This is a genomic window from Synechococcus sp. FACHB-909, from assembly GCF_014698945.1.
Classification (GTDB): Bacteria; Cyanobacteriota; Cyanobacteriia; order PCC-6307; family Cyanobiaceae; genus Cyanobium.
Genome location: NZ_JACJTY010000003.1, coordinates 50,540 through 74,334, shown reverse-complemented (window position 1 = coordinate 74,334; position 23,795 = coordinate 50,540). Strand labels below are relative to the sequence as shown.

The following is a 23,795-nucleotide window of genomic DNA, read 5'->3' as shown; positions in this document are numbered from 1 at the left end:
TCCCCATGACCAGCGCCAGCCCCTCCCTGACCCCCCTTCCCGCCGCCAGCGGTGAACCGTCGGCCCTGGCCGAGATCGCCCAGGAGACGCTCGCCCTCACCCGCCGCCTGTTCGTCCAGCTGGCCCGGCGTCCCTCCACCCTGGTGGCGGGTGTGCTGCAGCCCCTGATCTGGCTGGTGCTGTTCGGGGCCCTGTTCGCCAACGCCCCGGAGGGTCTCCTGCCCGGCGGCATCAGCTACGGCCGCTTCCTGGGGGCCGGGGTGATCGTGTTCACCGCGTTCAGTGCCGCCCTCAACGCAGGGTTGCCCGTGATGTTCGACCGGGAGTTCGGCTTCCTCAACCGCCTGCTGGTGGCGCCGTTGCGCTCCCGCAGCTCGATCGTCTTCGCCTCGGTGCTTTACATCACCAGCCTGAGCCTGGTGCAGAGCCTGGCGATCATGGGCACCGCGGCCCTGCTGGGCTACGGCTGGCCCGGTGGGGCGGGGTTGCTGCTGGTGCTGGTCACCCTGCTGCTGCTCGTCTTCGCCGTCACAGCCCTCAGCCTCGGGCTGGCCTTCGCCCTGCCGGGCCACATCGAGCTGATCGCGGTGATCTTCGTGGCCAACCTGCCGCTCCTGTTCGCCAGCACCGCCCTGGCGCCGATTTCCTTCATGCCCCCCTGGCTGGGCTGGCTGGCGGCCCTGAATCCCCTTACCTTCGCGATTGAACCGATCCGCGCCGCCTACGCGGGATCCTTCCACCTCACCGATGTGGTGCTGGTGGCCCCCTACGGATCCCTCTCGGCCCTCACCTGCCTGGCCATCCTGGCGGGGCTGGCCGCCGGTCTGTTCCTGCTGATCCGCCCGATGCTGGATCGCAAGCTCACCTGACGCCCCGCCCCGTGTCCCTGCCGTCCCCCCGTCCAGAGCTTTCCCATCTGCTGCTCGAAGCCATCCGCCGCAGGGATGCCGCCACCGTCGCCCGCCTCACCGGCCAGTGGGCCCACCGCCATGGGGTGACCTCCCTGGAGAGCTTCCGCACCGGCAGCGTGGTCGCCGAGGCGGGCTGGGAGGCCGGCGACTGGCTGCTGCAGCACATGGACGCGGCGATGGCCCCCGCCAGCGTGACCATGGCCGAGGCCTTCGCGGCCCTCGAAGATTCCTTCTCCGCTCCCCTGCAGCCCAGCCCGGTCACTCCCATCAGGGCCTTCCCCGAGCCGACCGACCCCGTCACGGACACCGCCGAGGAGCCAGTCCCCGCCCCCGTTGACGCCCCCGTCGCCGCGGCCGAAGGGGCCGCCGGCCTGTCGGACGTCATCGCCTTGCACCCTCAGAGCCCGAGCGCCTCGCCGGCTCCGGCGCCCTCCACCCTGGCCGACCTGCGCTCCTGGCTCTCCGCGGCGCCGCAGCATCGCCGCGCCAGCTGATCCCCGAACCCTGCCCCCGCCCATGCCGTCCTCCCGTCCCCTGCCTGAGCGGGCCCAACTCGGTGGTCGACTGATCGTCTCGGTGCAGGCCCCCGAGGGTTCGCCCCTGCGCGATCCCGCCGTGATCGCGGCGATGGCGGAGGCCAGCCTGCTCCAGGGGGCCGCCGGGGTGCGGCTCGAGAGTCCGGAGCACATCGGCGCGGTGCGGCGTCGCTGCCCCGAGGCCCTGATCGTGGGTCTCTGGAAGCGCAGCTTCCCCGGCAGCCCGGTGTACATCACCCCTGGCTGGGAGGAGATCCGTGCCGTCTGGGCGGCAGGAGCCGATGTGGTGGCCATCGATGCCACCGAGCGCCCCCGCCCCGATGGCCAGGAGCTGGAGGCGCTGATCACGCGGGCCAGGCAGGAGCTGGGGGCTCCGCTCATGGCGGATGTGGACAGCGTGGCGAACGGGCTGCGGGCGGCGGCCCTGGGCTGCCAGTGGGTGGGGACCACCCTCTACGGCTACACCGAGGTCACCGCCACGCTGCCGCCTCCCGCCTGGGACCTGCTGGGCCCCCTGAGGCAGGAGCTGCCCGAAGCGGTGGCCCTGATCTGCGAGGGGGGCATCGCCTCGAAGCAGGAGGCGACCCGTGCCCTGGGCTGTGGGGCCGATGCCGTGGTGGTGGGGACGGCGATCACGGGTGTGGACCTGCAGGTGGCCGCCTACGTGAAGGCCATGGCCGGCTGAGCCCCAGCCCAACCGGCCCGTGCGAGCCCCCCGGGGCTCACATCATGCCGGGCATGCCCATGCCGCCCATGCCGCCCATGCCACCCATCCCTCCCATGCCGCCCATGCCGCCGTCACCGGCGGGGGGAGCGGGGGGTTCCGGCTTGTCGGCGATCACGGCCTCGGTGGTGATCAGCAGCGAGGCGATCGAGACCGCATCCTGCAGGGCGAGCCGCACCACCTTGGCCGCATCCAGGATGCCGACGGCGAGCAGATCGTCGTAGCTGTTGGTGAGGGCGTTGTAACCCTTGCCCTGGCTGAGCATCTGCTGCACCACCACGTCGCCGTTGGCGCCGGCGTTGATGGCGATCTGGCGGGCAGGGGCCGCCAGGGCCCGCTGGACGATCTCGACCCCGGTGCGGACGTCGCCCTCGCAGCGGCTGGCCAGGGCCCCGAGTTCCTCGGTGAGCTGCACCAGGGTGCTGCCACCGCCGCCGACGATGCCCTCATCGATGGCGGCCCGGGTGGCGTTGAGGGCGTCCTCGATGCGCAGCTTGCGGTTGCGCAGTTCGGTCTCGGTGGGGGCCCCCACCTTGATCACGGCCACCCCGCCGGCGAGCTTGGCGATGCGCTCGTTGAGCTTCTCGCGGTCGTAGTCGGAGTCGGTGGCCTCCAGCTCCCGCTTGATCGCCGCCACCCGATCGCTGACGGCGGCGCGCTGGTCGTCGGCCGCCACGATCGTGGTCGTGTCCTTGGTGATGGTGATGCGGTGGGCATGGCCCAGGTCGGCCAGGGTGGCCTTGTCGAGGGTCATGGCCCGGTCTTCGCTGATCACCGTGGCGCCCGTGAGGATGGCGATGTCCTCGAGCATGGCCTTGCGGCGGTCACCGAAGCCCGGCGCCCGCACGGCGGCCACCTGGAGCACGCCGCGCGTCTTGTTGACCACCAGGGTGGCCAGGGCTTCGCCCTCCACCTCTTCGGCCAGGATCACCAGGGGCCGGCCGCTTTTGGAGACGGCCTCGAGCACCGGCACCAGGTCGAGGACGGTGCTGATCTTGCGATCGGTGATCAGCAGCAGGGGATTGTCGAAGGCGCACTCGCGCCGGTCCTGGTCGGTGACGAAGTAGGGGGAGGAATAGCCGCGATCGAAGGCCATGCCCTCGGTCACCTCCAGCTCGGTGGCCAGGGATTTGGATTCCTCCACGGTGATCACGCCATCGGCGCTGACCTTCTCGACCGCTTCGGCGATCATCCGGCCGATCTCCTCGTCGTTGCCGGCGCTCACCGTGGCCACCTGGCGGATGGCGTCGCCCGCCACGGCACGGGAGCGCTCGGCGATGCCCGCCACCACCACGGCGGTGGCCTGCTCCATGCCGCGGCGCAGGGCGACGGGGCTGGCGCCGGCGGCCACGTTGCGCAGGCCCTCATGCACCAGGGACTGGGCCAGGACGGCCGCGGTGGTGGTGCCGTCGCCGGCGGTGTCCTTGGTTTTCGAGGCCACCTGCTGGATCAGCTTGGCGCCCAGGTTCTCGAAGGGATCCTCGAGTTCGATCTCCTTGGCGATGGTGACGCCGTCATTGATGATGTCGGGGGCGCCGTACTTCTTCTCCAGCACCACGTTGCGACCCTTCGGTCCGATGGTGACCTTCACCGCATCGACCAGGGCATTGACGCCCCGCTCGAGGGACTCGCGGGAGGCATCGGCGAACTGGATCAGTTTGGCCATCGACGGGGTGACATCAGGAGCATCCGTCGCAGCGTCCCACAGCGACCCTGCCGCAGGCACCCGCCCCTCGGTGGGGAAAGCCGAATGTCCCGTTCAGGGACGGCTGCGGCCCCCCGCCGCAGGAGGTACCTTCGATCCATGGAAGACCTGCTGCAGCAGACCCTCGACAGCGCGGCCACCGAATCGGCCCTCGTCCCCAGCACCAACGCCGACGGCATGGTGTTTCTGCTGATCGCCGCCCTGGGCCTGCTGATGGCCCTGGACTACGTGCCGATCCGCCTGTTCCTCACCCTCACGGCCCGCAGCCGTCGCCTGCGCCTGCTGCAGCGGATCCGCAAGCTGCGGGAAGACCTGGCCCAGCCCCTGGCTCCGGAATCCTGAGCGGCGCTCAGCGCATCACCATGCCGCCATCCACCTGCAGCACCTGGCCGGTGATGTAGGCCGCCGCCGGATCGGCCGCCAGGAACCGCACCGCCCCGGCCACCTCCTCTGGCTGGCCCATGCGGCCCAGGGGGATGGCGGCGAGGATCGGCTCCTTGTCGAGGTCCCTGGTCATGTCGCTGTCGATGAACCCGGGGGCAACGGCATTGACGGTGATGCCGCGGCTGGCGAATTCGGCGGCGGTGCTGCGGGTCAGGCCGATGACGCCGGCCTTGGCGGCGCTGTAGTTGGCCTGGCCGGGGTTGCCCATCAGGGCCACCACCGAGGTGATGTTGATGATGCGGCCGCGGCGGGCCTTGAGCATGCTGCGGCTGACGGCGCGGGTGCACAGGAACACCCCGGTCAGGTTGAGGTCGATCACGCTCTGCCAGTCGGCGGTCTTCATCCGCATCAGCAGGCCGTCGCGGGTGATGCCGGCGTTGTTGACCAGCACGTCGAGGCGCCCCTCCGTGTCCAGCACGGCTTTCACCATCGCCTCAACAGCCGCTTCATCGGCCACATCCGCCTGATGGCTCCAGGCCCGGCCACCGGCCGCGGTGATCGCCGCCACCACCTCCTCGGCCGCCTCGGGTGAGCGGGCGTAGTTCACCACCACCGTGGCTCCCGCCAGCGCCAGGGACTCGGCGATGGCCCGGCCGATCCCCCGGCTGGCACCGGTCACCAGGGCGACCTGACCGGAGAGGGGAGCGGCGCTGGACATGGGGTCGGGAGCAGGGTCAGGCGATCGTATGCCGTGCGCCGGCCCGACCAGATCGGCTCAGTCGGCCATCTGGTCGGCACTCTCCAGAGCAGGCCCGAGCACATCGGCGAAGCGCTGCAGCTGCTCCTTGCTGCCCATCACCACCAGCAGCTGGCCGGCCTCCAGCCGGATGTCGCCGCCGGGGTTGGTGACCAGCGTCGCCTCCGGGGTGCCGTAGGTGGTGCCCCGGTAGGCGTAGGGATTGGCCACCGCCGGCGGCGGCGTGCGGATGGCCAGCACCTGGGCGCCGCTGCGGCGGCCGAACTGCATCTCCGCCAGGCTGCGGCCCTGGAGCTCCCCCAGCCGGGAGGGGTCGTCCGTGAGCTGGAACTCCTCCACCTCGCAGTCGGAGCCGGCCAGCAGCTCCATGAAGTCGACGGCGAGGGGCCGCAGGGCGGTGGCGGCCATCACCCGGCCCCCGGCCACGTAGGGGCTCACCACCTGGTCAGCGCCGGCCAGGCGCAGCTTGCGGCCCGCCTCGGCGCTGTCGGAGCGGGCGATCAGCCGGCAGCGGGGGGCCAGCCCCCGGGCGCTCAGCACCACATAGAGGTTGGCGGCGTTGCTGGAGAGGGCCGCCACCAGGCTGCGGCACTGGTGGATGCCCGCCTCCAGCAGGGTCTCATCGAGGGTGGCGTCGGCGAACAGCACCGGCAGCCCCCGCTCCTCCGCCTCATCGCGGCAGCCCGCGTCCATCTCCACCACCAGCAGGGGCACCTTCTCCCGGATCAGCTGATCGGCGATCTCCTTGCCGATGCGGCCGTAGCCGCAGAGAATCACGTGGTTGTTCATGCTTTGGACCCAGGTGCGGAATCGGCGCTCCCGCAGGCGCCGGAAGTAGCCGGTTTCGGAGAGGCCCACCAGGTTCTGGATGGTGAGCTGGACGACCACGAGCCCACCGGCCAGGGAGAACACGGTGATGATCCGTCCGGCCGAGGAAAGGGGGTGGACCTCGCCGTAGCCGATGGTGGCGATGGTGATCGCCACCATCCAGTAGCAATCCCCCCAGTCCCAGCCCTCGGTGATCCGATAGCCGATGGCGCTGGCGTTGACCACCACGATCAGGGCGATCAAGGGGGTGACCCAGGGACGGCGGGACCGGGCGGTGGGGGGACGCTTCCTGCGGGCGAACCACAGGCGACTCATGGGCGTGGCTCAGCCCAGGCCGAGGGCCTTGAGCACGTCGTTGCTGGGGAGCTCACGCAGGTGGCCATCGGAACCAAGTCCTTGTACTCCGTCGCGAACCGGAAGGCTGTCGCTGCTGCGACCCAGGGCCACCACCGGGGTGCCGCTGAGCAGGGCCAGTTCGATCGTCACCGGATCGCTGGCCAGCACCACATCACTGGCGGCCACCAGGGCGGCCCGGCCGGGAATGTCGGCCGCCGAGGCCGGCGGCACCTGCCGGGAGCGCAGGCCGGGGAGGGTGGCGGCGATGCGGCCGGGCAGCTCCTGCCAGGCCGCTTCGGGCCAGTCGCCGGCACGGCCGGAGGGGGCCAGCAGCAGCATCGGCCGGTCGCCGGCCGGCAGCGCGGCCATGGCCTCGTCGAGGGCGGTGCGGGGAAGGGCCAGGCGGAAAGCGGCGGCCTCGAGCTTCACCCCGATGGGCCGCAGGTAGGCCGCCAGGGCCTGGGCCGGCCAGAGCCCCTGGGGCACCTGCACCTTCTCGGTGGCGGAGAAGCCCCCGGCCGCCATCCGGTTGGGGATGTGGCTCATCGAGAGCATCAGGTCGACCTGGCGGCCGGCCGCCAGATTGATGCAGGCCTGGAAATCCGGCTCCCGCACCGACCCCAGCAGGTTGGCCCAGTCGGCCAGGGTGGCGTCGCCGAAGTTGAAGGGGATCACCTTCTCCACCGCCGGCAGCAGCTTCCAGAGAGCGGCCAGCGAGGGGTGGCAGACCACCTGAATCTGGAACCGGAGCTGCTCGGCGGTGGCCGCCACGGCCGGGATCGCCTGCAGCTGGCTGGCGCCGTCGCCCGGGATCAGAAACAGTGCGCGCATCGGGCGTTGGGTCGGGCGGGCCTCGCGGCCTGATTGTATGGAGGGGACTCCAATGTTCCGCCCGGGCGGCCCATCGCTTGTGCATTTGCTGATCGCCGCCGCCGGCAGTGGGCGCCGCATGGGCGCCGCCACCAACAAGCTGCTGCTGCCCCTGGCCGGACGCCCCGTTCTGGCCTGGACGCTGGACGCCGCCCTGGCCTGCGGGGCGATCCGCTGGATCGGGGTGATGGGCCGGCCGGAGGACGAGGCGGCCATCGGCGCCATCCTGGCCGCGGCGGAGCCCCGCCGGTCCCTGGCCCAGCCGGTGGCCTGGATCGTCGGCGGCGACACCCGCCAGGAGTCCGTGCGGCGTGGTCTGGAGGCCCTGCCGGCCGATGCCGAGGCGGTGCTGATCCATGACGGCGCCCGTTGCCTGGCGGAACCGGACCTGCTGGAGCGCTGCGCCACGGCCCTGACCCAGGCCATGGCCGAGGGGGCCGGCATCATCGCCGCCACCCCCGTCACCGACACCATCAAGCAGGTGGATGGCTGCGGTGTGATCACCGCCACCCCCGAACGCGACGGGCTGTGGGCGGCCCAGACCCCCCAGGGCTTCGGGGTGGCCCAGTTGCGGGAGGCCCACGGGCGGGCCGAGCGCGAGGGCTGGAGCGTCACCGACGACGCCGCCCTCTACGAGCGCCTGGGGCTGCCGGTGCGGGTGCTGGAGGCGCCCCCCTCCAACATCAAGCTCACCACCCGCTTCGATCTCACCATCGCCAGCGCCGTGCTGGCGGCCCGCGGGGCCTGAGGTCGCCGATGGACAGCGCCACCCAGCTCGAGACGATCGCCGCCCGCTGGCAGGGGTCCTTCCACAACCGGCGCCAGGTGGCCGCCCACGTGGCCAGGGGCGGTCCGGCGGCGCCCGAGCTCACCCGGGAGCTGCGGACGATGGTGGTGGAGCGGCTGCAGGCGCCCCAGCTGGGGGCGGTGGTGCTCTATTTCCAGGAGTTCCGCGCCAGTGCTCCCCAGCTGGCCCAGCGCCAGCGGGTGGTGGTGCTGCGGCAGGACCCGGACCGCGGCGCCGTCCGGGCCGAGCAGCTGTTCTTCCGCGGCGGGCCCACCTACGACCGTCCGCCCCTGGCGGCCTCTCTGGTGGCGGAGCTGGGACCGGAGGCCTTTGATCGCCATCCGGGCTGCGACCTCTTCTTCACGGCGGAGCCGGCCCTCGATCGCTTCCGCGCCCGCATGGATCCCGGGGCCTGCCGCTACCACCATCCCCAGGACGGTGAGGTCTGCGCCGAGTTCGAGATGCTCCTCCATCCCGACCAGCTCTGGTACCGGGACCGCAGCCTGCGGCTGGCCGATGGCTCGGTGCGGGGCGAGGTCGACGGGTTCAGCTGGCTGCTGTTCGACCGGGCGGAGGGGGCTGCCGAGCTGCCGGCCCTGGTGGGGCAGCAGGGCGTCTGGTACGGCAGCTTCCGCCGCTACGACGCCGGGGGCGACCTGCTCGAGACCGTCCCCAGCAGGGTCACCATCCGGGTGGTCGAGGAGGCGGGCCACTGGCTTTACCACCAGAGCAACCTGCTGGGCAGCGAGGACGCGCCGCTGCGGCGCATCGAGGCCCGGGGCGAGATCCACTCCGGCCGGGTGTGGTTCGCCAGCGAGCGCTACCGGGGCTGGGCGATGGATCTGCCGGGGGAGCAGCCCGCCGCCGGCAGCCTGCTGGTCATGCACCCCCATGACCCCGCCGACCCGGAGGTGCACGAGATCATCAGCTGCAGCCCCGATGGCCGCCGCCGCTGGCGGGTGGCCCAGATGCTGAAGGAGGGCCGGCTGGTGGGGCGCACCGCCATCGACGAGGAGAGGCTCACGGAGGAGGGGAGCCTCACGGGCGACTGACGGGCCCACCGGCCCCTTCGATGAGGCTCAGCCGGCCCCGGTCGCCGTCGAGCCGGGCCCGCACCCCCAGGGGCAGGGCGGCATTGACGTCGCCGTGGCCCACCGGCAGTCCGGCCAGCACCGGGATCCCCAGATCGGCCGTGCGTTCCCTGAGCACCTGCTCCAGGCTGAAGCGGGAGCCGTCGCCTTCGGGGTCGGTGGGATCGCCGCAGCCCTCGAAGCTGCCGAAGCCGATGCCCCCCAGCCGCTGCAGGGCGCCGCAGAGGCGCCAGTGGGTGAGCATCCGCTCGATCCGGTAGGGCGCCTCGCCCACGTCCTCGAGGATCAGGATCGCCCCGTCCAGGTCCGGCAGGTGCGGCGTGCCCAGCAGGTGGGTCGCCACGGTGAGGTTGGCGGCCAGCAGGGGACCCTCCACCTGGCCGCCCACCCAGGGCTCCCCCTCGAGGTCGGCCAGGGGTTCGCCGAACAGCAGGGCCCGCAGCCGCTCCCGGCTCCAGGCCGGTTCGGCGGCCAGGGTGGTGAGCAGGGGGCCGTGGATGGCGCCCCCCTGGCCCGTCGCCAGCCGGTGCCACAGCAGGGAGGTGACATCGGAGAAGCCCAGCAGCCAGCCCCCCGCCGCCTCCAGGGGCCGCTCCAGCAGCCGGGCCGATCCCCACCCCCCCCGCACACAGGCCAGCAGGGCCGCCGGTTGCCCCGGGCCGGTGTCCGCGAGCAGATCGCCGGCCCGCTCAGCGTCCCGGCCCGCCAGGTAGCCCCAGCGGCGCGGCAGCAGCCGGGCGGGGTCGTCATCCAGCTCCAGGCCCCAGCCGGCCAGCACCGCCAGGCCCGCCTGCAGCCGTTCCAGGTCGGCCAGGGCGGAGCTGGCGGCCACCAGCCGCACCCGGTCGCCCGGCCGCAGGGCCGGTGGCTGGTGGGGCGGCGGCTGGGTCGCTGCGGCGGCCATGGGGAATCAGGCGCTGGTGGAGAGGATCACGGCCAGCAGCAGCAGGGCACCTAGCCACACCTGGACGGCGAAGTGGCGCCCATAGGCGCTGCGGGGCAGGTCGGCGCGACGCAGCTGGGCGGCCTGCTGCTGCATGGCCAGGGCGGCGACGGCCCAGGGCAGCCAGAACGGCAGGCCCGCCCGCCCCTGCAGCAGCACCGCCAGGGCCAGGGCGGCGCAGGTGAGGCCGTAGCAGAGCGCCACCGCCAGGGGCGCCCGGGCCCCCAGGCTCAGGGCGCTGCTGCGCACCCCGAGGCGCCGGTCGTCCTCCCGGTCGCTCATGGCGTAGACGGTGTCGAAGCCGAAGGTCCAGCTCACGGCCGCCAGCCAGGTGAGCAGCAGGGGCCAGCCCCCCAGGTCGCCCTGCAGGCCCCCCTGGGTGGCCGCCCAGGGAATCAGCACGGCGAAGCCCCAGCAGAGGGCCAGCACCAGCTGGGGATAGGCGAACCAGCGTTTGGCGGAGGGATAGAGCAGCACCAGGGGCAGGGTGGCCAGGGCGAGGCCGACGCAGAGCACCCGGTTGGCGGCCGGCAGGGCCAGCAGGGCCGCCAGCGCCACCACCAGGCAGAGCAGCAGCAGCACGGTCGCGGTGCCCACTCCGAGGCGGCCGTCGGCCAGGGGGCGGTGGCGGGTGCGTTCCACCAGGGGATCGATGCGCCGGTCCCAGAGGTCGTTGGCCACGCAGCCGGCGCCGCTCACCGCCAGTCCCCCCAGCACGATCCAGCCCACCAGCAGGGCCGGGGGCGGCACGGCCGGCCCCAGCCAGAGGGCCCAGCCGGCGGGGATCAGCAGGATCAGCCGGCCGCTGGGCTTGTGCCAGCGCAGCAGCTCGAGCCAGGCCGGAGCGCGGCCGGGGGCCATCGGGACGTTCACCGCGGGCAACGGTCGGGTGTCGGCACCCTATCCAACTCCTGTCGGTGACGTTCCAGCGGCCGATCCGGAGCGTCGCCCGGTGGCAAAGTGGCGCCGCCGCCGCCCGGGCCGACCCCCATGCCCCCGACCCCCGACACCGCCGGCTCCGCGGAACGGCGGGTGGCGGCCATCGACATCGGCACCAATTCCATCCACCTGCTGGTGGCGGCGATCGACCCGGTCCTGGGCAGCTTCTCGGTGGTGGTGGCGGAGAAGTCCACCACCCGGCTGGGGGAGAGGGATCCGGAAACGGGGGACCTCACCCCCGAGGCGATCGAGCGCGCCTACCTCACCCTTCGCCACTGCCGCGACCTGGCCACCAGCCACGGGGTGGAGCAGATCGTCACCGCCGCCACCAGCGCCGTGCGGGAGGCCCCGAACGGCCGGGCCTTCCTGCAGGGCCTGCAGGACCAGCTGGGGCTGGTGGTGGACCTGGTCAGCGGGCCGGAGGAGGCCCGGCTGATCTACCTGGGGGTGCTCTCGGGCCTGTCCTTCGGCGACCAGCCCTATTTCATCCTCGACATCGGCGGCGGCTCCACCGAGCTGGTGCTCGCCGACGGCCGCGATGCCCGCGCCCTGACCAGCACCCGCATCGGGGCGGTGCGGCTGCAGCGGGAGTTCTGCCGGGAGGATCCCCTGACGCCGGCCCGCCGAGGCTTCCTCGAGGCCTACATCCAGGGGGCGATGGATCCGGCCGTCGCCGAGGTGAAGCGGGAGCTGCGGCCGGGGGAGAAGCCCGTCCTGGTGGCCACCAGCGGCACCGCCATGGCGATGGCGGCCCTGGCCTCCGCCCAGGATCCCAATCCGCCCCTGAAGCTCGACGGCTATCGCCTCGGCCGGGCCCGCCTGGACGAGATCGTCGAGCGGCTGGTGGCGATGACCCCGGACCAGCGCCGGGCCCTCACCGCCATCAACGAACGCCGGGCCGAGATCATCGTCCCCGGCGCCCTGATCCTCCAGACCACCATGGAGATCCTCCAGGTCCGGGAACTGGTGGTCTGCGAGCGGGCCCTGCGGGAGGGCCTGATCGTCGACTGGATGCTGCGCAACGGCCTGCTGGTCGACCGATTCACCTTCCAGAGCACGATCCGCCGCCGCACCGTGCTGCACCTGGCCCGCACCTACGGGGTGGACACGGGCCGGGCCGACCGGGTGGCCAGCCATGCCATGAGCCTCTACGACCAGACCCGGGGCCTGCTCCACGATGACGACGGCGAGGGCCGCGCCCTGCTATGGGCGGCGGCCCAGCTGCATGCCTGCGGCAAGCACGTCAACATCGCCGCCTACCACAAGCACACCTGGTACCTGATCCGCCATGGGGAGCTGCTGGGGTACTCCGAGGCCGAGCACCTGATGGTGGCGGCGATCGCCCGCTATCACCGCCGCAGCCTGCCCAAGAAGCGCCACGAGTCGTGGCAGCTGATCGAAGCCGGCCAGCAGCGTCACACCGTGTTCACGATGGCCCTGCTGCTGCGGCTGGCCGCTGCCCTCGACCGCAGGCCCGCCCCCGGCATCGCCGCGATCACCGTTTCAGCGGACACCGACCGGGCCCATCAGCCCCGTGGCTTCACCATCGGCCTGCAGGCCGGACCTCCGGAGGCCGGGGAGCCCCCCCTGGATCTCAGCCTGGAGGAGTGGAGCCTCCGCTCGTGCGCGGATCTGGTGCTCGAGGCCACGGGCCTGCGGCTCACGGTGACGCAGGCGTCGCCCTGAAGGTGCGCCAGACCACCTGATCGATCCTCCCGAGGGTCTGGGGCGCCAGGCTGCCGGCGCTGGCCGTCACCAGGTCGGGCCGGCCGGCCAGGACCCGCAGACCGCTGCCCAGGGGGAAGCGCTTCTCACCGGTGAAGGTGCCGCGGAAGAGCGTCTCCCCGGCGGCCGTGCGCACCTCCAGCCAGCTGGGCTGGCGGCTCTCCAGCAGCAGCTGATCCGGCGCCGGCCGGGGTGCCGCCGGTGCAGGGGCCGGTGCGGCTGGCTGGCCGGAGGCCGTGGCCTGGCCGGGGGCCGCCGCCGGTGAGGGAATTCCGGCCGCCGGCGGGGAGGGGACCAGGCCCTTCAGTGCCGCCACCGCGACGGCACCGCCCCCCAGGAGGACCAGGGCCGCCCACAGCCAGCCGGGGGGGCCGCTGCGGCGGGCGGGGGGCGTGGCCGTCAGGACCTTGCGCTGCAGGGGCCGGGCGGCAGGCTTGCGCCCCACCCGCATCAGGCGGCTGTTCTGCAGATCGCTGATCTGCTGGCTGACGTCGATCCCCAGGGCGCCCGCCACCCGCTTGGCCTGGGCCACCACGAAGACGGCCTCCGGCAGGTGCCGATGGTCGCCGGTCTCGAGGGCCATCAGCTGTTCGCTCCCCAGCCGCAGGCGGTCGGCCAGGTCCTCCAGGCTCAGACCCTGGCCACGGCGGGCCGTGGCCAGCCGTTCGCCCAGCTCGACCAGTTCCGGGATCGGAGCGCTCCAGTCCTCTGCGGCCATGGTCGCGGCAGGAGATTCGGGCAAGGGCAGTGTCTCCTGAAGCGCTGCGTAGCCAGCAGTATGACGAGCGGTCCGGATCGAGACCAGCACCCGTCGCTGGGGACCTTACCGGTGCAGAAACCGGAGGAAAGACATGGGCGATACTGGATTCGAACCAGTGACCCCTTCCGTGTGAAGGAAGTGCGCTACCGCTGTGCTAATCGCCCGTCATTGCGGCCGACACCTCTTCGACGCTGAAAGTGATTCTTCCTGCGGCTGAGGGTTCCGGCCCGGCCCGTTGGCCAGATCCCTCCTACACGGTCGCCGAACTCACTGTCAAATGCCGGCTAGCTGCTGCAGCCAGTGCGCACCCGGCTGACCGCCACGGGATTGAATTCGATGCTCGCCGGCCCGGTGAACAGATCGGGCTGCAGGTCCCTCAGGGCCTGGGCGTCCCGGTCGAGGCGGTCCTGGGCGGCGGTGATGCGGGCCTCCCGCCGCTGGAGCCACCGCGCCCGCTCGCCGGCCACCTGCTGCTCCCAGGCCCCGAGGGCCTCCTCGTAGCGTTCGCGGTCGAGGCGCTGGTCCTCCGGGCGGTACCGGGATTCCCTGCCGTCGTCCAGGGGCTGGGGGGGCGCCACGCTGGGGCGGAAGGGGCTGTTGCGCGCCGCCGCCAGCTCCTGTTCGGCGTTGCGCAGGGACTCCATCAGGGTGGCGATCCTCCCCTGACGCCGGCGGCAGCGGTCGAGGGCCTCGCGCCGGGCGGCCGCCGCCTTCTCCATCGCCGCCCGCTCCATCGCCAGGCTGCGGTCCGTGCCGGGCAGGCAGCGGAAGTAGCTCAGGGCCGCCCTGAACGGATCGCCCGCGGCGGCGCTGAGCCGGCGGCAGCGCTCCTGGCCGGCCTCACTCACCCCGGCCCCCTGGCAGCCACCGGCCAGCAGGGTCAGGCCCAGCAGCACCGGCAGCAACGTCCGGACTCGGCTTCCACGGGAACTGGCCATCGCCCTCGAAACGCCCCTCGGAGGCACACCGCATCTATTGTCGCCACCGCCCCGGCGCTCCGATGCCCGACGCAGCCGCCCCCTACGGCGGCACTCGCACCACCCGGAAGGTCAGGTTGAGCCGGGGGGCGCCCACCTTCAGCCGCCGCGGCAGTCCGTGCTGCCAGTGGCGCTGGGTGGGCGGGTCCATCAGCAGCAGGTCCCCGTGGCCCAGTTCCACCGCCAGGGTCGGGGCGGTGCCCCGCTGGCGGGGGCGGAAGCGCAGGGTGCGGCTCGCCCCCAGGCTCAGGGAGGCGATCGGTGCCTCAGGGTCGAGCTCGGCCTCGTCATCGGCGTGCCAGCCCATGGCATCGCGGCCGTCGCGGTAGAGATTCAGCAGCAGGGAATTGAAGTCCCGCATGGCGGCCTCCCCCACACGCCGGCGGATGGCGCCGGTGAGGGGGGTCCAGGGCTCGATGGCGTTGTCCAGGCCCGAGTAGCGGTAGCCGCAGCCCGGATCGGCCATCCAGCAGGTGAGGCGGGGCATGGCGTGGCGGCGGCCGTAGACGGTGATGGACTCCTGCTTCCAGGGCACCTCCTCCAGCAGGGTCCGCAGCCAGCCATCGGCCTCCGCGGCCCCCACCCAACCCCGCCAGTGGCGCAGGCGGGGGGCCGCCGCCGTCACTCGGCGCCGCCGCGGAAGAGGTGGTTGTGGCTGGCGGAATAGAGCAGGGAACGGGCCCCGCCGGCGTCCCGCAGGGCCGGACTCACCACGTAGAGGGTGGTGCGGATCAGGTTCCGCTCGCGGCTGACCCGGGCCATCGCCTCCAGGGGCACCACCGTGAGCCACTGGTCGGGCCAGCTGACCCGGTAGCCGATGGCCACGGGGGTGTCCGCCGGGTAGTGCTGCAGGAGTTCCCCCTGCACCTCCTCCACATGGCGGGCGCTCAGGTACAGGCACAGGGAGGCCTGCAGGGCGGCGAGCCGGGCCAGGGATTCCCGCTCCGGCGTGCCGGTGCGTCCGCCCGCCCGGCTCAGCACGATCGTCTGCACCCGGCCGGGGATGGTCAGCTCGGCCCCCAGGGCGGCGGCGGTGGCCTGGTAGGCGCTCAGGCCCGGCACCACCTCCACGGCCAGGCCGGCGTCGGCCAGGCGGCAGATCTGCTCCTGCAGGGCGCCATAGAGGCAGGGATCGCCGTCATGGAGGCGCACCACCCGCTGCCCCGCCTGGGCCCGCTCCAGCACCACGGCCATCACCTCCTCGAGGGTGAGGGTGCTGGTGCGGACGCTCTCGCAGCCCGGCGGCGCCAGGGCGGCGATCTGGGGATTCACCAGGGAGTCGGTCCAGACCAGCACCTGGGCCGATTCGATGGCCCGCGCGGCCCGGAGGGTGAGCAGGTCCGGGGCGCCGGGACCGGCTCCCACGATCTGGACGGTGGCTGTCATGCGATCAGGCCGGAGGGGTCGGGGAGGGGACGGCGGAAGCGGTAGAGCCAGAGCAGGCCCGCCCCCCCCAGCAGGATCAGCAGCAGGCTCATCAGCTGGGCCATGCGCAGGCCGCCGCTGCAGAAGGGGGGCTGGGAGAACAGGCAGAGGGGATCGAGCCGCAGCCCCTCGATCCAGAGGCGGCCGCTGCTGTAGGCCATCAGGTAGACGCAGCTCAGGGCACCGGCCGGCAGCCGCAGGCGGCCGCTGCCGCCGAGGCGGAACAGGACCAGGAGCAGGGCGCAGACCCCCAGGTTCCAGAGCGACTCGTACAGGAAGGTGGGATGGAACGACGCCTGCTCGAGGAACTCCTGCGGCCGGTTGGCCATGGGAATCGTCAGGGCCCAGGGGAGGTTGGTGGGCAGGCCGAAGGCCTCGGAGTTGAAGAAGTTGCCCCAGCGTCCGATTGCCTGGCCCAGGGCCACGGCGGGCACGAGCACATCCAGCAGCGGCCAGAAGGCCTGGCGGCGCCAGCGGCAGAAGAGCACCGTCACCAGCGTGCCGCCGATCAGGGCGCCGTGGATGGCGATGCCGCCGCGCCAGATGGCGAAGACATCGGACCAGTCACTGCGGTACTGGCGCCATTCCAGGGCCACGTAGTAGATCCGGGCACCCACGACGGCCCAGAGCACCATCAGGGGCAGCAGGTCGGCGATCAGGGCCGGGTCGATGCCCCTGAGGCGGCCCAGCCGGGTGGCCAGCAGCAGACCCAGCAGCACCGCCAGGGCGATGAGCAGGCCGTACCAGCGAACGGAAACGGGACCCAGCTGGAAGATCAGGGGTCCCGGGGAGGTGAAGAGGCCGAGAGGAAGGCTCAGAAGCCCTCCGCCGCCTGGACCTTCTCGATCTGGCGCTTCTTGAGCACCAGCATGATCTGGGCGAGGGCCACGGCGGCGAAGAAGGCCAGCAGCCCATAGATGCGCACCGGGTTCTGAAGCACCACCTCGGCGTCGATCTGGCCGAAGCCACCGACGTTGGGGTCGTTGGTGATCGGGGCGCCGGCCTCGACGGCGTCGCCGACGGCGACGGTCAGGGTGGGCCCGGCGGGCACCGTCTCGGTGACGCTGCCGGCGGCGCCGGTGATCTCCACCACGGTGGCGCCGTTGGCGTCGGTGCTGATGGCGCTGACCGTGCCGGCCGCCGGGGCGGTGTAGACGGTGTTGTTGGTCTTCTCACCCTCAGGGGTCACCTGGCCGCGGCCGCGGTTGGCTCCGACGTGGACCTGGTACTTGCCGAAGTGGATGGCGCTGTCGGTGGCCGGGTCGGGGGAGAGGATCGGGAAGACGATCTCCTGGTGCTGGTCACCGGGGAGGGGGCCCACCAGGAGGATGTTGGGCTGGTCGTCGCTGTACTGGGTGTAGTAGATGCCGGCGGTCTCCTCCTTGAGCTCATCGCTGAGGCGGTCCTGGGGGGCCAGGGTGAAGCCGTCGGGGAGCATCACCACCGCGCCGACGTTCAGGCCGGCCGGGCTGCCGTTACCGGAGACCTGCTGCACCGAGGTGTCGTAGGGGATTTCGACCACCGCCTTGAACACCGTGTCGGGGAACACCGCCTGGGGAACTTCCACCCGGGTGGCCTTCTTGGCCAGGTGGCAGTTGGCGCAGACGATCTTGCCCGTGGCCTCACGCGGGGTGGCGTAGTTCTGCTGGGCCCAGAAGGGGTAGGCCCAGCTGGGGCTGGCCCCCAGGAGCACCACGCCCAGCGAGAGGCTGACGGTGAGCAGGGTGCCGAACAGGGGGGAGAGGAAGCGGCGCATGGGGGTGGAGGTGGCGGGCGTCGGAGAGGAGAACGGGGAGGGGATTCAGGCGCCGATCAGGCCCACCAGGCCTTTTCGCCCGTGCGGAAATCGGTTTCGGTCCACTGGCTGAGGAACACGTTGTCGTTCTCGACGCTGACGTGGGCCAGGGCCAGGGAGAGGGGCGCCGGGCCGCGCACCACCTTGCCGGTGGCGTCGTACTGGCTGCCGTGGCAGGGGCAGATGAAGCGGTTGGCGCCGCTGTTCCAGGGCACCACGCAGCCCAGGTGGGTGCAGATCGCGTTGATGCCGTAGTCGCCGATGGCCTCGCCACCCTCGACCAGCAGATAGGTGGGGTCACCCTTGAGACCCTGCACCAGGCTGCGGTCACCCTCCTTGTGGGTGGCCAGCCAGCCGGTGGCGGTGACGCTGTTGCCCAGTTCGTCCTTGGCGGTGACGCCGCCACCGCTGCCCGCGGCCTTGGGCGGGATGAAGTAGTTGACGACCGGGTAGAGGGCACCCAGGGCCACCCCCGTGACGGAGCCGAAGGTCAGCAGGTTCATGAACTGGCGGCGGCCCATGCCGGGCACATCACCAGAGGCACCGCCGTTCGAAGAGGCCGCAGGGATCTGGGTCATAGGGAACGGCGCGGTGTGACCGATTGACGTGGCGCCCATTATGAACCTTGCCCTTCCCGCCCCGGGTCCGAGCCGCACCCGGCCGAGACCGGCTGCAACATGCTGTTGTGGAGTGCGCCGTCCGCCATGACCTCACCGGAACCGCTGCGGCGGGAGGAACTGCTGGAGCTGCTGCGCAGCCGCTGGCAGGCCTCTTATGACCTGCAGCTGGTCCAGCGTCGCGGCCGCCTCTACCTGCATGTGATGTGGGGCTATCTCGAGCAGCAGTCGTTCCCGCTCACCCCCGAGGCCTACGAAGCGCACCTCGAGGAGCTGGTGGGCTCCCTCAACGGCCTCGGGGTGGCGTCCCAGGTGCGCCAGTGGCTGCGGACCACCAACGACAGGCCCCGGCTGGGCAAGGCCCTGTCCCTGCCCCTGGAGCTGCCGGCGGGGCGCGCCAGCGAGTTCATGCTCTGAGGCCCGGCCGGGCGCCGGCCGATCAGGTGGAGGGGGAGGGGGAGGGCCGCAGCCCCTCGGCCAGGGCCACCAGGGCCACCCCCAGCAGGTAGAGCGCCGTGATCGCCCCGGTGAGCAGCAGCATCGTGATCGGGTCGGTGGAGGGGGTCAGCACCGCCCCGGCCAGGGCCGCCACCAGCACCACCCAGCGCCAGGCTCCCAACATGGTGCGCCAGTCGATCAGCCCCAGGGCACCCAGCAGCAGCTGCAGCACCGGCAGCTGGAAGGCGAGGGCCGTGGCCACCATCAGCAGCAGCACGAAGTCGAGATAGCGCTCGATCGACCAGATCGGCTCCACCACATCGGCCCCGTAGGAGACCAGGAAGCGCAGGGCGGCCGGCACCAGGGCCCACCAGGCGAAGGCCAGACCGGCCGCGAACAGCACCGTCGAGCCGGCGACGGCGGGGGCCACCAGCCGCCGCTCCCGCCGGGTAAGCCCCGGCAGCACGAAGGCCAGGACCTCGAAGATCACGTAGGGCAGGGCCAGGGTGAGCCCCGCATAGCCGGCCACCTTCAGCGACACGAACAGGAATTCGCCCGGGGCCAGCTGCAGGAAGCGGATCCCCTCGGCCGGCACCTCCAGCAGCCGCACCAGGGGCCGCACCGCCAGCAGGCAGGCGGCGGCGCCGACCACCACCGCCAGCAGGCTGCGAAGCACCCGCCGGCGGAGCTCCTCGAGGTGCTCCACCAGGCTCATGTGAACCTCGCCGGGGAACTCGCCGGGGAAGGTGTCCTCGGGGATGGGGTCGCTCATGGCTGTTCCGTTCCCGGCAGCCTAGGGGGCGCGGCCAGCAGACCTGCGGCCCGTTCGGGCACCGCCCACAGCACCTCGCCCCCCCGGTGACGCACCGTTCCGGGGCCGGCGCCGGCGATGCGCTGCAGATCCGTGGTCGGCACCATCACCACCGGCACCCGGCCGTTGGCCCGGCCGCGGCTGAAGTGGGCCGCCAGGTCGGCCGCCTCCCGCAGGTCCGCGTCGCTGGGGGTGCCCTCCGAGCCCTTGAGCACCACGTGGCTGCCAGGACACTCCTGGGCATGGAACCAGAGGTCGCCGCGCCGGGCCTGCTGCAGGCTGATCCATTCGTTCTGGCGATGGTTGCGGCCCACCTGCAGCCGCAGGCCACCGCTGCTGCGCAGTTCCAGCGGGGCCGGAGCGCTGCCGGCCGCCCCGCGCCGGACCCGCCGGGACGGCCCGGGCCCCTGGCCCTCCCGGGCGGGCAGCAGGACGGGGAGGTCCTCCTCCACGGCGGCCAGCTGGGCCCCGTTTTCCGCCTGTTCGAGGAAGGTGAGGCTGGCTTCGATGGCGGCCAGCCGCTGCTGGTGCAGCTCTAGCCGCGGGGTGATCGCGGCCACGGAACGGCGCAGCTTGCGGGCCCGGCGGTACAGCCGCTGGGCTTCGTCGATCTCCTCCCGCGACGGCGACGGCCGGCTGAGCAGGCCGTCCGCCTGGCGCTGCATCGCGTCACTGCCGGGCACGGCCGCCAGCAGGCTCTGCTGCTGGTCGGCGTTGCGGCGCTCCTTGGCCAGTGCGTTCAGCAGCCGCTGCCGCAGGCTCGCCCGCCGCTGCTCCAGCTCCCGGCTCCCGAGGCGATCGGCGTAGTAGCCCGCCAGCCCCCGGTTGATCGCCCAGTCGTCGTCGTCGTCGTTGTCGGCGGCCGGCGGCCCTTCGGGGTCCCAGCAGCGGTAGTCGCTCGGGCCGCCCCAGCCCAGCTGGAAGCGCTCCTCGGCCACCGTCTCCAGCCAGAGGTGCCAGCGTTGCCAGAGCCGCTGCCAGGCTTCCTCCTCCAGGCTCTGCACCGGCCGGGCCAGCCCGTCCAGCGCCAGCTGGCGTGCCAGGGCCGGGCCGACCCCCTGGTAGGCGCCCATCAGGGCCTCGCCGACGGTCTGGGGCAGAAGGCCGAGGCGCCGCCGCCAGGAGGCGACCTCCTCCTCCAGCCGGGGCGGTTCGCCGGCCATGGGCGGTGGTGGCTGGTAGGGATCGCCGGTGCCGATCGGCCGCAGCCGCGACCGGTCCTGGCGCACCTGGCGGGCCAGGGCGATCACCCGCTGGTCTTCGTCGAGCAGGAACAGGTTGCTGTGGCGCCCCATCAGCTCCAGCACCAGCTGTCTCCGGATCGGCTCGCCGGGCCTGGGGGCGAAGCCCAGGGTCACCACCCGCTCCCAGCCCTGCTGCTCCAGGCTCACCAGGGCCAGGCCCCGCAGGCCGTGCTGCAGCTGCTGGGCCAGGGTGCTGCCCTCCCCCTGCTTCATCGGCGGTTCGACCACCAGCAGGCGCGGGGCCTCCGCCAGCCAGCTGAGCTCCAGCCAGAGGGTGCCCCGCAGGCTGCGCAGGCCCAGCTGCAGGCGGTGGGCATCGGGCTGCTGGGCCTTCTCGAAACGGCTGGGCAGCAGGCCGCGGCGCATCTCGGCCAGCACGGCGCGCAGGCTGGTCACATCCATGGCCTGGATGGACGGGGATGGGGCCATCGCCTCCTCTGTCGCCTCAGAGCGGTCCACCCCTACTGTGCGCCCCAGCGCCAGTCATCCATGGACTCCCCCCCCTCCAGCGGCCGGCTCACGGTGATCACCGGCCCCAGCGGGGTGGGCAAGGGGACCCTCGTGGCCCGGCTGCTGCAGCGGCACCCCGCCCTGTGGCTGTCCGTCTCGGCCACCACCCGCTCGCCCCGGCCCGGTGAGATCGACGGGCAGCACTACTTCTTCCTGACGCGCCCCGCCTTCGAGGCCCAGGTGGCCGGCGGGGGCTTCCTGGAGTGGGCCGAGTTCGCGGGCCACCTCTACGGCACCCCCCGGCCCCCGGTGGAGGCCCAGCTCGCCCAGGGGCGGCCGGTGCTGCTGGAGATCGAGCTGGAGGGCGCCCGCCAGGTGCGGCGCACCTTTCCGGCGGCCTTTCAGCTGCTGATCAAGCCGCCCAGCTTCGAGGAACTGGAGCGCCGCATCCGGGGCCGCGGCACCGACAGCGACGAGGCGATCGCGCGGCGGCTGGCGCGGGCACGCCAGGAGCTCACGGCCGAGGCGGAGTTCGATGCCGTGCTGGTCAACGGCGACCTTGACGCGGCCCAGTTGGAACTGGAGCGGCTGCTGGGATTTCGCGACACCCTCTGACAGCACCGCCAGGGGCGTGCCGCCATGAAAAAGCGGCCCTTCAAAGGGGCCGCAAGGTTGGTTGGGCTGCCGCACGCTTGGGGGCAGCCCCGTCGCTGGCTTCAGGGTCAGTGGATGATCAGATCCGGGAAGAAGCGGAAGACCTCGATCGTGATGCCGGCGGTGAGGGTGAACCAGACGGCGGCCACGACGGGAGCGGTGGTGAGGAATTTCTTCATGGCTCTGGGGATCAGCGGGGGGAAACGGTCACTTTGGAGTCGGATTCCACCAGGGCTCCGCTGGTGAACTCCTTCAGGGCCGCCAGGGGCCAGACGGCGGCGGCCAGGGTGGTCTTGAATGCCAGGGGCAGATCGATCTGGATTTCACGCATGGTGGCGTCCTTGCTGCCGCGGATGGCGATCAGGTAGCCACGGCCGGCCCAGCCGATCGTGCCGGCGATGTACAGAAAGAGGAGGCCGGGGATCGTGAAGTCACCGGCGTGGCTCCAGCGGCCATCCGTGATCAGGTGGGGCAGGCCATCGGTGCCACACAGGGCATCCCCGTAATACGCGAAGCGGGCCTTGGCCTGATCCGTTTTCGCAGCGGCGGCGCGCTGCTGGAAGCGGGGGGTCTCGCTGCAGGGGGTGAGTCCGCCGATGTCGGCCCGGGCCGAGGGGGCGAAGCCGAAGAGCAGGAACACGGACGCCACCAGGGCGAAGGCCCGGATGGCGAAGGAACGACTGGAGAGAAGACGGCGCATGGAGAGGGGCCGCGGGGGAACTGCCGCGGGGCAGGATGGCTCGTGCGGACAGTAGGGGAGCTCCCCAGGGAGCATGCGCACGGTTCTGGCCCTCGAAACAAGTTGTGACGAGTCAGCGGCGGCGATCGTGGCCGGTCGGCGGGTGCTGGCGGGGGCCGTGGCCTCCCAGATGGAGGAGCACGCCCGCTGGGGCGGGGTGGTGCCGGAGATCGCCTCGCGCCGCCACGTGGAGGCGCTGCCGGCCCTGATCGCCCGGGTGCTGGAGGAGAGCGGTCTGGCCATGGCCGATCTCGATGCCGTCGCCGCCACGGTCGCCCCCGGCCTGGCCGGGGCCCTGCTGGTGGGGTCGGTCACGGCCCGCACCCTGGCGCGGCTGCATGGCAAGCCCTTCCTGGGGGTGCATCACCTGGAGGGGCATCTGTGCTCGGTGCATCTGGGCGACCCCCTGCCGGCGGGTCCGTACCTCGTGCTGCTGGTCAGCGGCGGCCACACCGAGCTGATCCGCGTCGATGGTCCCGGGGCCTACACCCGCCTGGGCCGCAGCCGCGACGATGCGGCCGGCGAATGCTTCGACAAGGTGGCCCGGCTGCTCGGGCTGGGCTACCCGGGTGGGCCCGCCATCGAGGCGGCGGCAGCCGGTGGCGACCCCGGTCGTTTCCGCTTCCCCAAGGGAAGGGTCTCCCTTCCCGAGGGGGGCTTCCATCCCTACGACTTCAGCTTCAGCGGCCTCAAGACGGCGGTGCTGCGCCAGGTGCAGCGGCTCGCTGGCGAGGGCGCTCCCCTGCCCGTGGCCGACCTGGCGGCGAGCTTCGAGCAGGGGGTGGCCGAGGTGCTGGTGGAGCGCAGCTGCCGCTGTGCCGTCGAGGCGGGCCTGGAGACGGTGGTGCTGGTGGGGGGCGTGGCCGCCAACCGGCGCCTGCGCCGCCTGATGGCGGAGGCGACCGCCGCCCGCGGCCTCTCCTGGCGCGTCGCGCCCCTGGCCTACTGCACCGACAACGCCGCCATGGTGGGCCTGGCGGCGGTCGAGCGGCTCGAGGCGGGGGGGCGCAGCGGGATCAGCCTGGGGGTGGCGGCCCGGTTCCCCCTGGAGCAGGCGGGCTCGCTCTATGCGCCACAGCCACCCTTTTGATGCCCTTAAGGTGGGTGGATCGCCTTACCGTCTGGCCCCATGGCCCCCGCGAACCCCCTGCCCATTGAGCAGGGCGAAACCTCCCTCATCGACACGGAACCCGTGTCCCAGCAGGAACTCAACGCCTGGCGCCGTGGTTTCACCCCCCAGGCCGAGATCTGGAACGGCCGTCTGGCGATGCTCGGCCTTTCCGTGGGCCTCGGAGTTCTGCTGCTGGTGCGGCTGGCCGGCGGCTGAGCTCCGGCCCGTTTCTCCGCCC

Annotated in this window: 28 protein-coding genes and 1 tRNA gene; 11 read left to right on the top strand and 18 right to left on the bottom strand. The window is 72.4% G+C overall.

Features of this window, described 5'->3' with window-relative positions:
- Positions 1-5 precede the first annotated feature (5 nt).
- From H6G99_RS06495 to H6G99_RS06485, 3 genes are read left to right on the top strand one after another with little or no spacing between them, the layout of a single operon-like run.
- Positions 6-869, top strand: coding sequence for an ABC transporter permease (locus H6G99_RS06495; RefSeq protein WP_094584879.1), 864 nt, complete (start codon positions 6-8; stop codon positions 867-869).
- 11 nt (positions 870-880) lie between these two features.
- Positions 881-1,405 (top strand): hypothetical protein, encoded by a 525-nt coding sequence (locus tag H6G99_RS06490; protein ID WP_190610615.1) that lies wholly within the window; start codon positions 881-883, stop codon positions 1,403-1,405.
- Positions 1,406-1,427: 22 nt separating this feature from the next.
- Positions 1,428-2,132, top strand: coding sequence for an N-acetylmannosamine-6-phosphate 2-epimerase (locus H6G99_RS06485; protein ID WP_190610613.1), 705 nt, complete (start codon positions 1,428-1,430; stop codon positions 2,130-2,132).
- Positions 2,133-2,169: 37 nt separating this feature from the next.
- Here H6G99_RS06485 and groL read toward each other — a convergent pair whose 3' ends face one another.
- A complete protein-coding gene (gene groL, locus H6G99_RS06480; RefSeq protein WP_190610612.1) occupies positions 2,170-3,837 on the bottom strand; it encodes a chaperonin GroEL in 1,668 nt (555 codons plus the stop codon).
- Between the two features lie 138 nt (positions 3,838-3,975).
- Here groL and H6G99_RS06475 point away from each other — a divergent pair, with 138 nt between their 5' ends.
- On the top strand, positions 3,976-4,218 hold the full coding sequence (locus tag H6G99_RS06475) for a hypothetical protein (RefSeq protein ID WP_190610851.1): 243 nt from the start codon (positions 3,976-3,978) through the stop codon (positions 4,216-4,218).
- 7 nt (positions 4,219-4,225) lie between these two features.
- Here H6G99_RS06475 and fabG read toward each other — a convergent pair whose 3' ends face one another.
- Genes fabG through H6G99_RS06460 form a run of 3 tightly spaced genes read right to left on the bottom strand, consistent with a single transcriptional unit; the run spans position 4,226 to position 7,012 of the window.
- Complete coding sequence (gene fabG, locus H6G99_RS06470) at positions 4,226-4,978, bottom strand: 3-oxoacyl-[acyl-carrier-protein] reductase (protein WP_094584874.1); 753 nt, start codon at positions 4,976-4,978, stop codon at positions 4,226-4,228.
- Between the two features lie 57 nt (positions 4,979-5,035).
- Positions 5,036-6,160: a potassium channel family protein gene (locus H6G99_RS06465; RefSeq protein WP_190610610.1), complete on the bottom strand. Its 1,125-nt coding sequence runs from the start codon at positions 6,158-6,160 to the stop codon at positions 5,036-5,038.
- Between the two features lie 9 nt (positions 6,161-6,169).
- On the bottom strand, positions 6,170-7,012 hold the full coding sequence (locus H6G99_RS06460; protein ID WP_190610609.1) for a glycosyltransferase family 9 protein: 843 nt from the start codon (positions 7,010-7,012) through the stop codon (positions 6,170-6,172).
- Between the two features lie 79 nt (positions 7,013-7,091).
- Between H6G99_RS06460 and ispD the strand changes: the two genes are divergently transcribed.
- Both ispD and H6G99_RS06450 read left to right on the top strand, forming a co-directional pair.
- Positions 7,092-7,799, top strand: coding sequence for a 2-C-methyl-D-erythritol 4-phosphate cytidylyltransferase (gene ispD / locus H6G99_RS06455; RefSeq protein ID WP_190610607.1), 708 nt, complete (start codon positions 7,092-7,094; stop codon positions 7,797-7,799).
- 8 nt (positions 7,800-7,807) lie between these two features.
- Complete coding sequence (locus tag H6G99_RS06450; RefSeq protein WP_190610606.1) at positions 7,808-8,890, top strand: CpcT/CpeT family chromophore lyase; 1,083 nt, start codon at positions 7,808-7,810, stop codon at positions 8,888-8,890.
- On the opposite strand, the gene H6G99_RS06445 is transcribed toward H6G99_RS06450, so the two are convergent.
- The gene (locus H6G99_RS06445) at positions 8,877-9,833 is read right to left on the bottom strand and encodes a S66 peptidase family protein (protein ID WP_190610604.1); all 957 of its coding nucleotides are present in this window, start codon (positions 9,831-9,833) and stop codon (positions 8,877-8,879) included. The two genes, H6G99_RS06450 and H6G99_RS06445, sit on opposite strands and share 14 nt — an antisense overlap.
- Positions 9,834-9,839: 6 nt before the next feature.
- Complete coding sequence (locus tag H6G99_RS06440; RefSeq protein WP_190610822.1) at positions 9,840-10,733, bottom strand: 4-hydroxybenzoate polyprenyltransferase; 894 nt, start codon at positions 10,731-10,733, stop codon at positions 9,840-9,842.
- A 129-nt stretch (positions 10,734-10,862) separates the two neighbouring features.
- Here H6G99_RS06440 and H6G99_RS06435 point away from each other — a divergent pair, with 129 nt between their 5' ends.
- A complete protein-coding gene (locus tag H6G99_RS06435; protein ID WP_094584867.1) occupies positions 10,863-12,497 on the top strand; it encodes a Ppx/GppA phosphatase family protein in 1,635 nt (544 codons plus the stop codon).
- Here H6G99_RS06435 and H6G99_RS06430 read toward each other — a convergent pair.
- The 8 genes from H6G99_RS06430 to petC form a co-directional block, all read right to left on the bottom strand.
- On the bottom strand, positions 12,472-13,254 hold the full coding sequence (locus H6G99_RS06430; RefSeq protein WP_190610603.1) for a helix-turn-helix domain-containing protein: 783 nt from the start codon (positions 13,252-13,254) through the stop codon (positions 12,472-12,474). The genes H6G99_RS06435 and H6G99_RS06430 overlap by 26 nt on opposite strands.
- A gap of 134 nt (positions 13,255-13,388) precedes the next feature.
- A tRNA-Val gene (locus H6G99_RS06425) sits at positions 13,389-13,460 on the bottom strand.
- Positions 13,461-13,580: 120 nt separating this feature from the next.
- Positions 13,581-14,234, bottom strand: a complete 654-nt coding sequence (locus tag H6G99_RS06420) for a hypothetical protein (protein ID WP_190610602.1) — start codon at positions 14,232-14,234, stop codon at positions 13,581-13,583.
- Between the two features lie 82 nt (positions 14,235-14,316).
- On the bottom strand, positions 14,317-14,898 hold the full coding sequence (locus tag H6G99_RS06415) for an alpha-ketoglutarate-dependent dioxygenase AlkB family protein (RefSeq protein ID WP_190610601.1): 582 nt from the start codon (positions 14,896-14,898) through the stop codon (positions 14,317-14,319).
- Positions 14,895-15,659: a precorrin-4 C(11)-methyltransferase gene (gene cobM / locus H6G99_RS06410; protein WP_094584863.1), complete on the bottom strand. Its 765-nt coding sequence runs from the start codon at positions 15,657-15,659 to the stop codon at positions 14,895-14,897. Before cobM ends, H6G99_RS06415 begins: the two co-directional genes overlap by 4 nt.
- On the bottom strand, positions 15,656-16,516 hold the full coding sequence (gene lgt / locus H6G99_RS06405; protein WP_190610820.1) for a prolipoprotein diacylglyceryl transferase: 861 nt from the start codon (positions 16,514-16,516) through the stop codon (positions 15,656-15,658). The genes cobM and lgt overlap by 4 nt, the downstream gene beginning before the upstream one ends.
- The gene (gene petA / locus H6G99_RS06400; RefSeq protein ID WP_190610599.1) at positions 16,513-17,454 is read right to left on the bottom strand and encodes a cytochrome f; all 942 of its coding nucleotides are present in this window, start codon (positions 17,452-17,454) and stop codon (positions 16,513-16,515) included. The genes lgt and petA overlap by 4 nt, the downstream gene beginning before the upstream one ends.
- A 56-nt stretch (positions 17,455-17,510) precedes the next feature.
- Positions 17,511-18,071, bottom strand: a complete 561-nt coding sequence (gene petC / locus H6G99_RS06395) for a cytochrome b6-f complex iron-sulfur subunit (RefSeq protein WP_094584860.1) — start codon at positions 18,069-18,071, stop codon at positions 17,511-17,513.
- 126 nt (positions 18,072-18,197) lie between these two features.
- Between petC and H6G99_RS06390 the strand changes: the two genes are divergently transcribed.
- Positions 18,198-18,527, top strand: a complete 330-nt coding sequence (locus H6G99_RS06390; RefSeq protein ID WP_286191037.1) for a DUF3067 family protein — start codon at positions 18,198-18,200, stop codon at positions 18,525-18,527.
- A 22-nt stretch (positions 18,528-18,549) separates the two neighbouring features.
- Here the strand turns inward: H6G99_RS06390 and tatC are convergent, their stop codons facing one another.
- Both tatC and H6G99_RS06380 read right to left on the bottom strand, forming a co-directional pair.
- Positions 18,550-19,320, bottom strand: coding sequence for a twin-arginine translocase subunit TatC (tatC, locus tag H6G99_RS06385; RefSeq protein WP_094584858.1), 771 nt, complete (start codon positions 19,318-19,320; stop codon positions 18,550-18,552).
- Positions 19,317-21,032, bottom strand: a complete 1,716-nt coding sequence (locus H6G99_RS06380; protein WP_190610596.1) for an Rqc2 family fibronectin-binding protein — start codon at positions 21,030-21,032, stop codon at positions 19,317-19,319. The genes tatC and H6G99_RS06380 overlap by 4 nt, the downstream gene beginning before the upstream one ends.
- A gap of 60 nt (positions 21,033-21,092) precedes the next feature.
- Between H6G99_RS06380 and gmk the strand changes: the two genes are divergently transcribed.
- On the top strand, positions 21,093-21,668 hold the full coding sequence (gmk, locus tag H6G99_RS06375) for a guanylate kinase (RefSeq protein ID WP_190610594.1): 576 nt from the start codon (positions 21,093-21,095) through the stop codon (positions 21,666-21,668).
- A 107-nt stretch (positions 21,669-21,775) separates the two neighbouring features.
- Here gmk and H6G99_RS06370 read toward each other — a convergent pair whose 3' ends face one another.
- Together H6G99_RS06370 and H6G99_RS06365 are read right to left on the bottom strand one after the other, a co-directional pair.
- Positions 21,776-21,886 (bottom strand): Photosystem I reaction center subunit IX, encoded by a 111-nt coding sequence (locus H6G99_RS06370; RefSeq protein ID WP_094584856.1) that lies wholly within the window; start codon positions 21,884-21,886, stop codon positions 21,776-21,778.
- Between the two features lie 11 nt (positions 21,887-21,897).
- On the bottom strand, positions 21,898-22,407 hold the full coding sequence (locus tag H6G99_RS06365) for a Photosystem I reaction center subunit III (protein ID WP_190610593.1): 510 nt from the start codon (positions 22,405-22,407) through the stop codon (positions 21,898-21,900).
- Between the two features lie 73 nt (positions 22,408-22,480).
- Here H6G99_RS06365 and tsaD point away from each other — a divergent pair, with 73 nt between their 5' ends.
- Complete coding sequence (gene tsaD / locus H6G99_RS06360) at positions 22,481-23,536, top strand: tRNA (adenosine(37)-N6)-threonylcarbamoyltransferase complex transferase subunit TsaD (RefSeq protein WP_190610592.1); 1,056 nt, start codon at positions 22,481-22,483, stop codon at positions 23,534-23,536.
- Between the two features lie 39 nt (positions 23,537-23,575).
- Positions 23,576-23,773: a high light inducible protein gene (locus H6G99_RS06355; protein WP_094584853.1), complete on the top strand. Its 198-nt coding sequence runs from the start codon at positions 23,576-23,578 to the stop codon at positions 23,771-23,773.
- Positions 23,774-23,795 lie beyond the last annotated feature (22 nt).

Coding starts and splice junctions, on each gene's coding strand:
- H6G99_RS06440 (WP_190610822.1), bottom strand. CDS start 10,733: ATGGCCCCCGGCCGCGCTCCGGCCTGGCTCGAGCTGCTGCGCTGGCAC.
- H6G99_RS06380 (WP_190610596.1), bottom strand. CDS start 21,032: ATGGCCCCATCCCCGTCCATCCAGGCCATGGATGTGACCAGCCTGCGC.
- H6G99_RS06485 (WP_190610613.1), top strand. CDS start 1,428: ATGCCGTCCTCCCGTCCCCTGCCTGAGCGGGCCCAACTCGGTGGTCGA.
- H6G99_RS06430 (WP_190610603.1), bottom strand. CDS start 13,254: ATGGCCGCAGAGGACTGGAGCGCTCCGATCCCGGAACTGGTCGAGCTG.
- H6G99_RS06390 (WP_286191037.1), top strand. CDS start 18,198: ATGACCTCACCGGAACCGCTGCGGCGGGAGGAACTGCTGGAGCTGCTG.
- gmk (WP_190610594.1), top strand. CDS start 21,093: ATGGACTCCCCCCCCTCCAGCGGCCGGCTCACGGTGATCACCGGCCCC.
- H6G99_RS06420 (WP_190610602.1), bottom strand. CDS start 14,234: ATGGCCAGTTCCCGTGGAAGCCGAGTCCGGACGTTGCTGCCGGTGCTG.
- tatC (WP_094584858.1), bottom strand. CDS start 19,320: ATGAGCGACCCCATCCCCGAGGACACCTTCCCCGGCGAGTTCCCCGGC.
- H6G99_RS06460 (WP_190610609.1), bottom strand. CDS start 7,012: ATGCGCGCACTGTTTCTGATCCCGGGCGACGGCGCCAGCCAGCTGCAG.
- H6G99_RS06445 (WP_190610604.1), bottom strand. CDS start 9,833: ATGGCCGCCGCAGCGACCCAGCCGCCGCCCCACCAGCCACCGGCCCTG.
- H6G99_RS06450 (WP_190610606.1), top strand. CDS start 7,808: ATGGACAGCGCCACCCAGCTCGAGACGATCGCCGCCCGCTGGCAGGGG.
- petA (WP_190610599.1), bottom strand. CDS start 17,454: ATGCGCCGCTTCCTCTCCCCCCTGTTCGGCACCCTGCTCACCGTCAGC.
- petC (WP_094584860.1), bottom strand. CDS start 18,071: ATGACCCAGATCCCTGCGGCCTCTTCGAACGGCGGTGCCTCTGGTGAT.
- H6G99_RS06370 (WP_094584856.1), bottom strand. CDS start 21,886: ATGAAGAAATTCCTCACCACCGCTCCCGTCGTGGCCGCCGTCTGGTTC.
- fabG (WP_094584874.1), bottom strand. CDS start 4,978: ATGTCCAGCGCCGCTCCCCTCTCCGGTCAGGTCGCCCTGGTGACCGGT.
- H6G99_RS06495 (WP_094584879.1), top strand. CDS start 6: ATGACCAGCGCCAGCCCCTCCCTGACCCCCCTTCCCGCCGCCAGCGGT.
- H6G99_RS06355 (WP_094584853.1), top strand. CDS start 23,576: ATGGCCCCCGCGAACCCCCTGCCCATTGAGCAGGGCGAAACCTCCCTC.
- H6G99_RS06365 (WP_190610593.1), bottom strand. CDS start 22,407: ATGCGCCGTCTTCTCTCCAGTCGTTCCTTCGCCATCCGGGCCTTCGCC.
- H6G99_RS06475 (WP_190610851.1), top strand. CDS start 3,976: ATGGAAGACCTGCTGCAGCAGACCCTCGACAGCGCGGCCACCGAATCG.
- H6G99_RS06465 (WP_190610610.1), bottom strand. CDS start 6,160: ATGAGTCGCCTGTGGTTCGCCCGCAGGAAGCGTCCCCCCACCGCCCGG.
- tsaD (WP_190610592.1), top strand. CDS start 22,481: ATGCGCACGGTTCTGGCCCTCGAAACAAGTTGTGACGAGTCAGCGGCG.
- cobM (WP_094584863.1), bottom strand. CDS start 15,659: ATGACAGCCACCGTCCAGATCGTGGGAGCCGGTCCCGGCGCCCCGGAC.
- groL (WP_190610612.1), bottom strand. CDS start 3,837: ATGGCCAAACTGATCCAGTTCGCCGATGCCTCCCGCGAGTCCCTCGAG.
- H6G99_RS06435 (WP_094584867.1), top strand. CDS start 10,863: ATGCCCCCGACCCCCGACACCGCCGGCTCCGCGGAACGGCGGGTGGCG.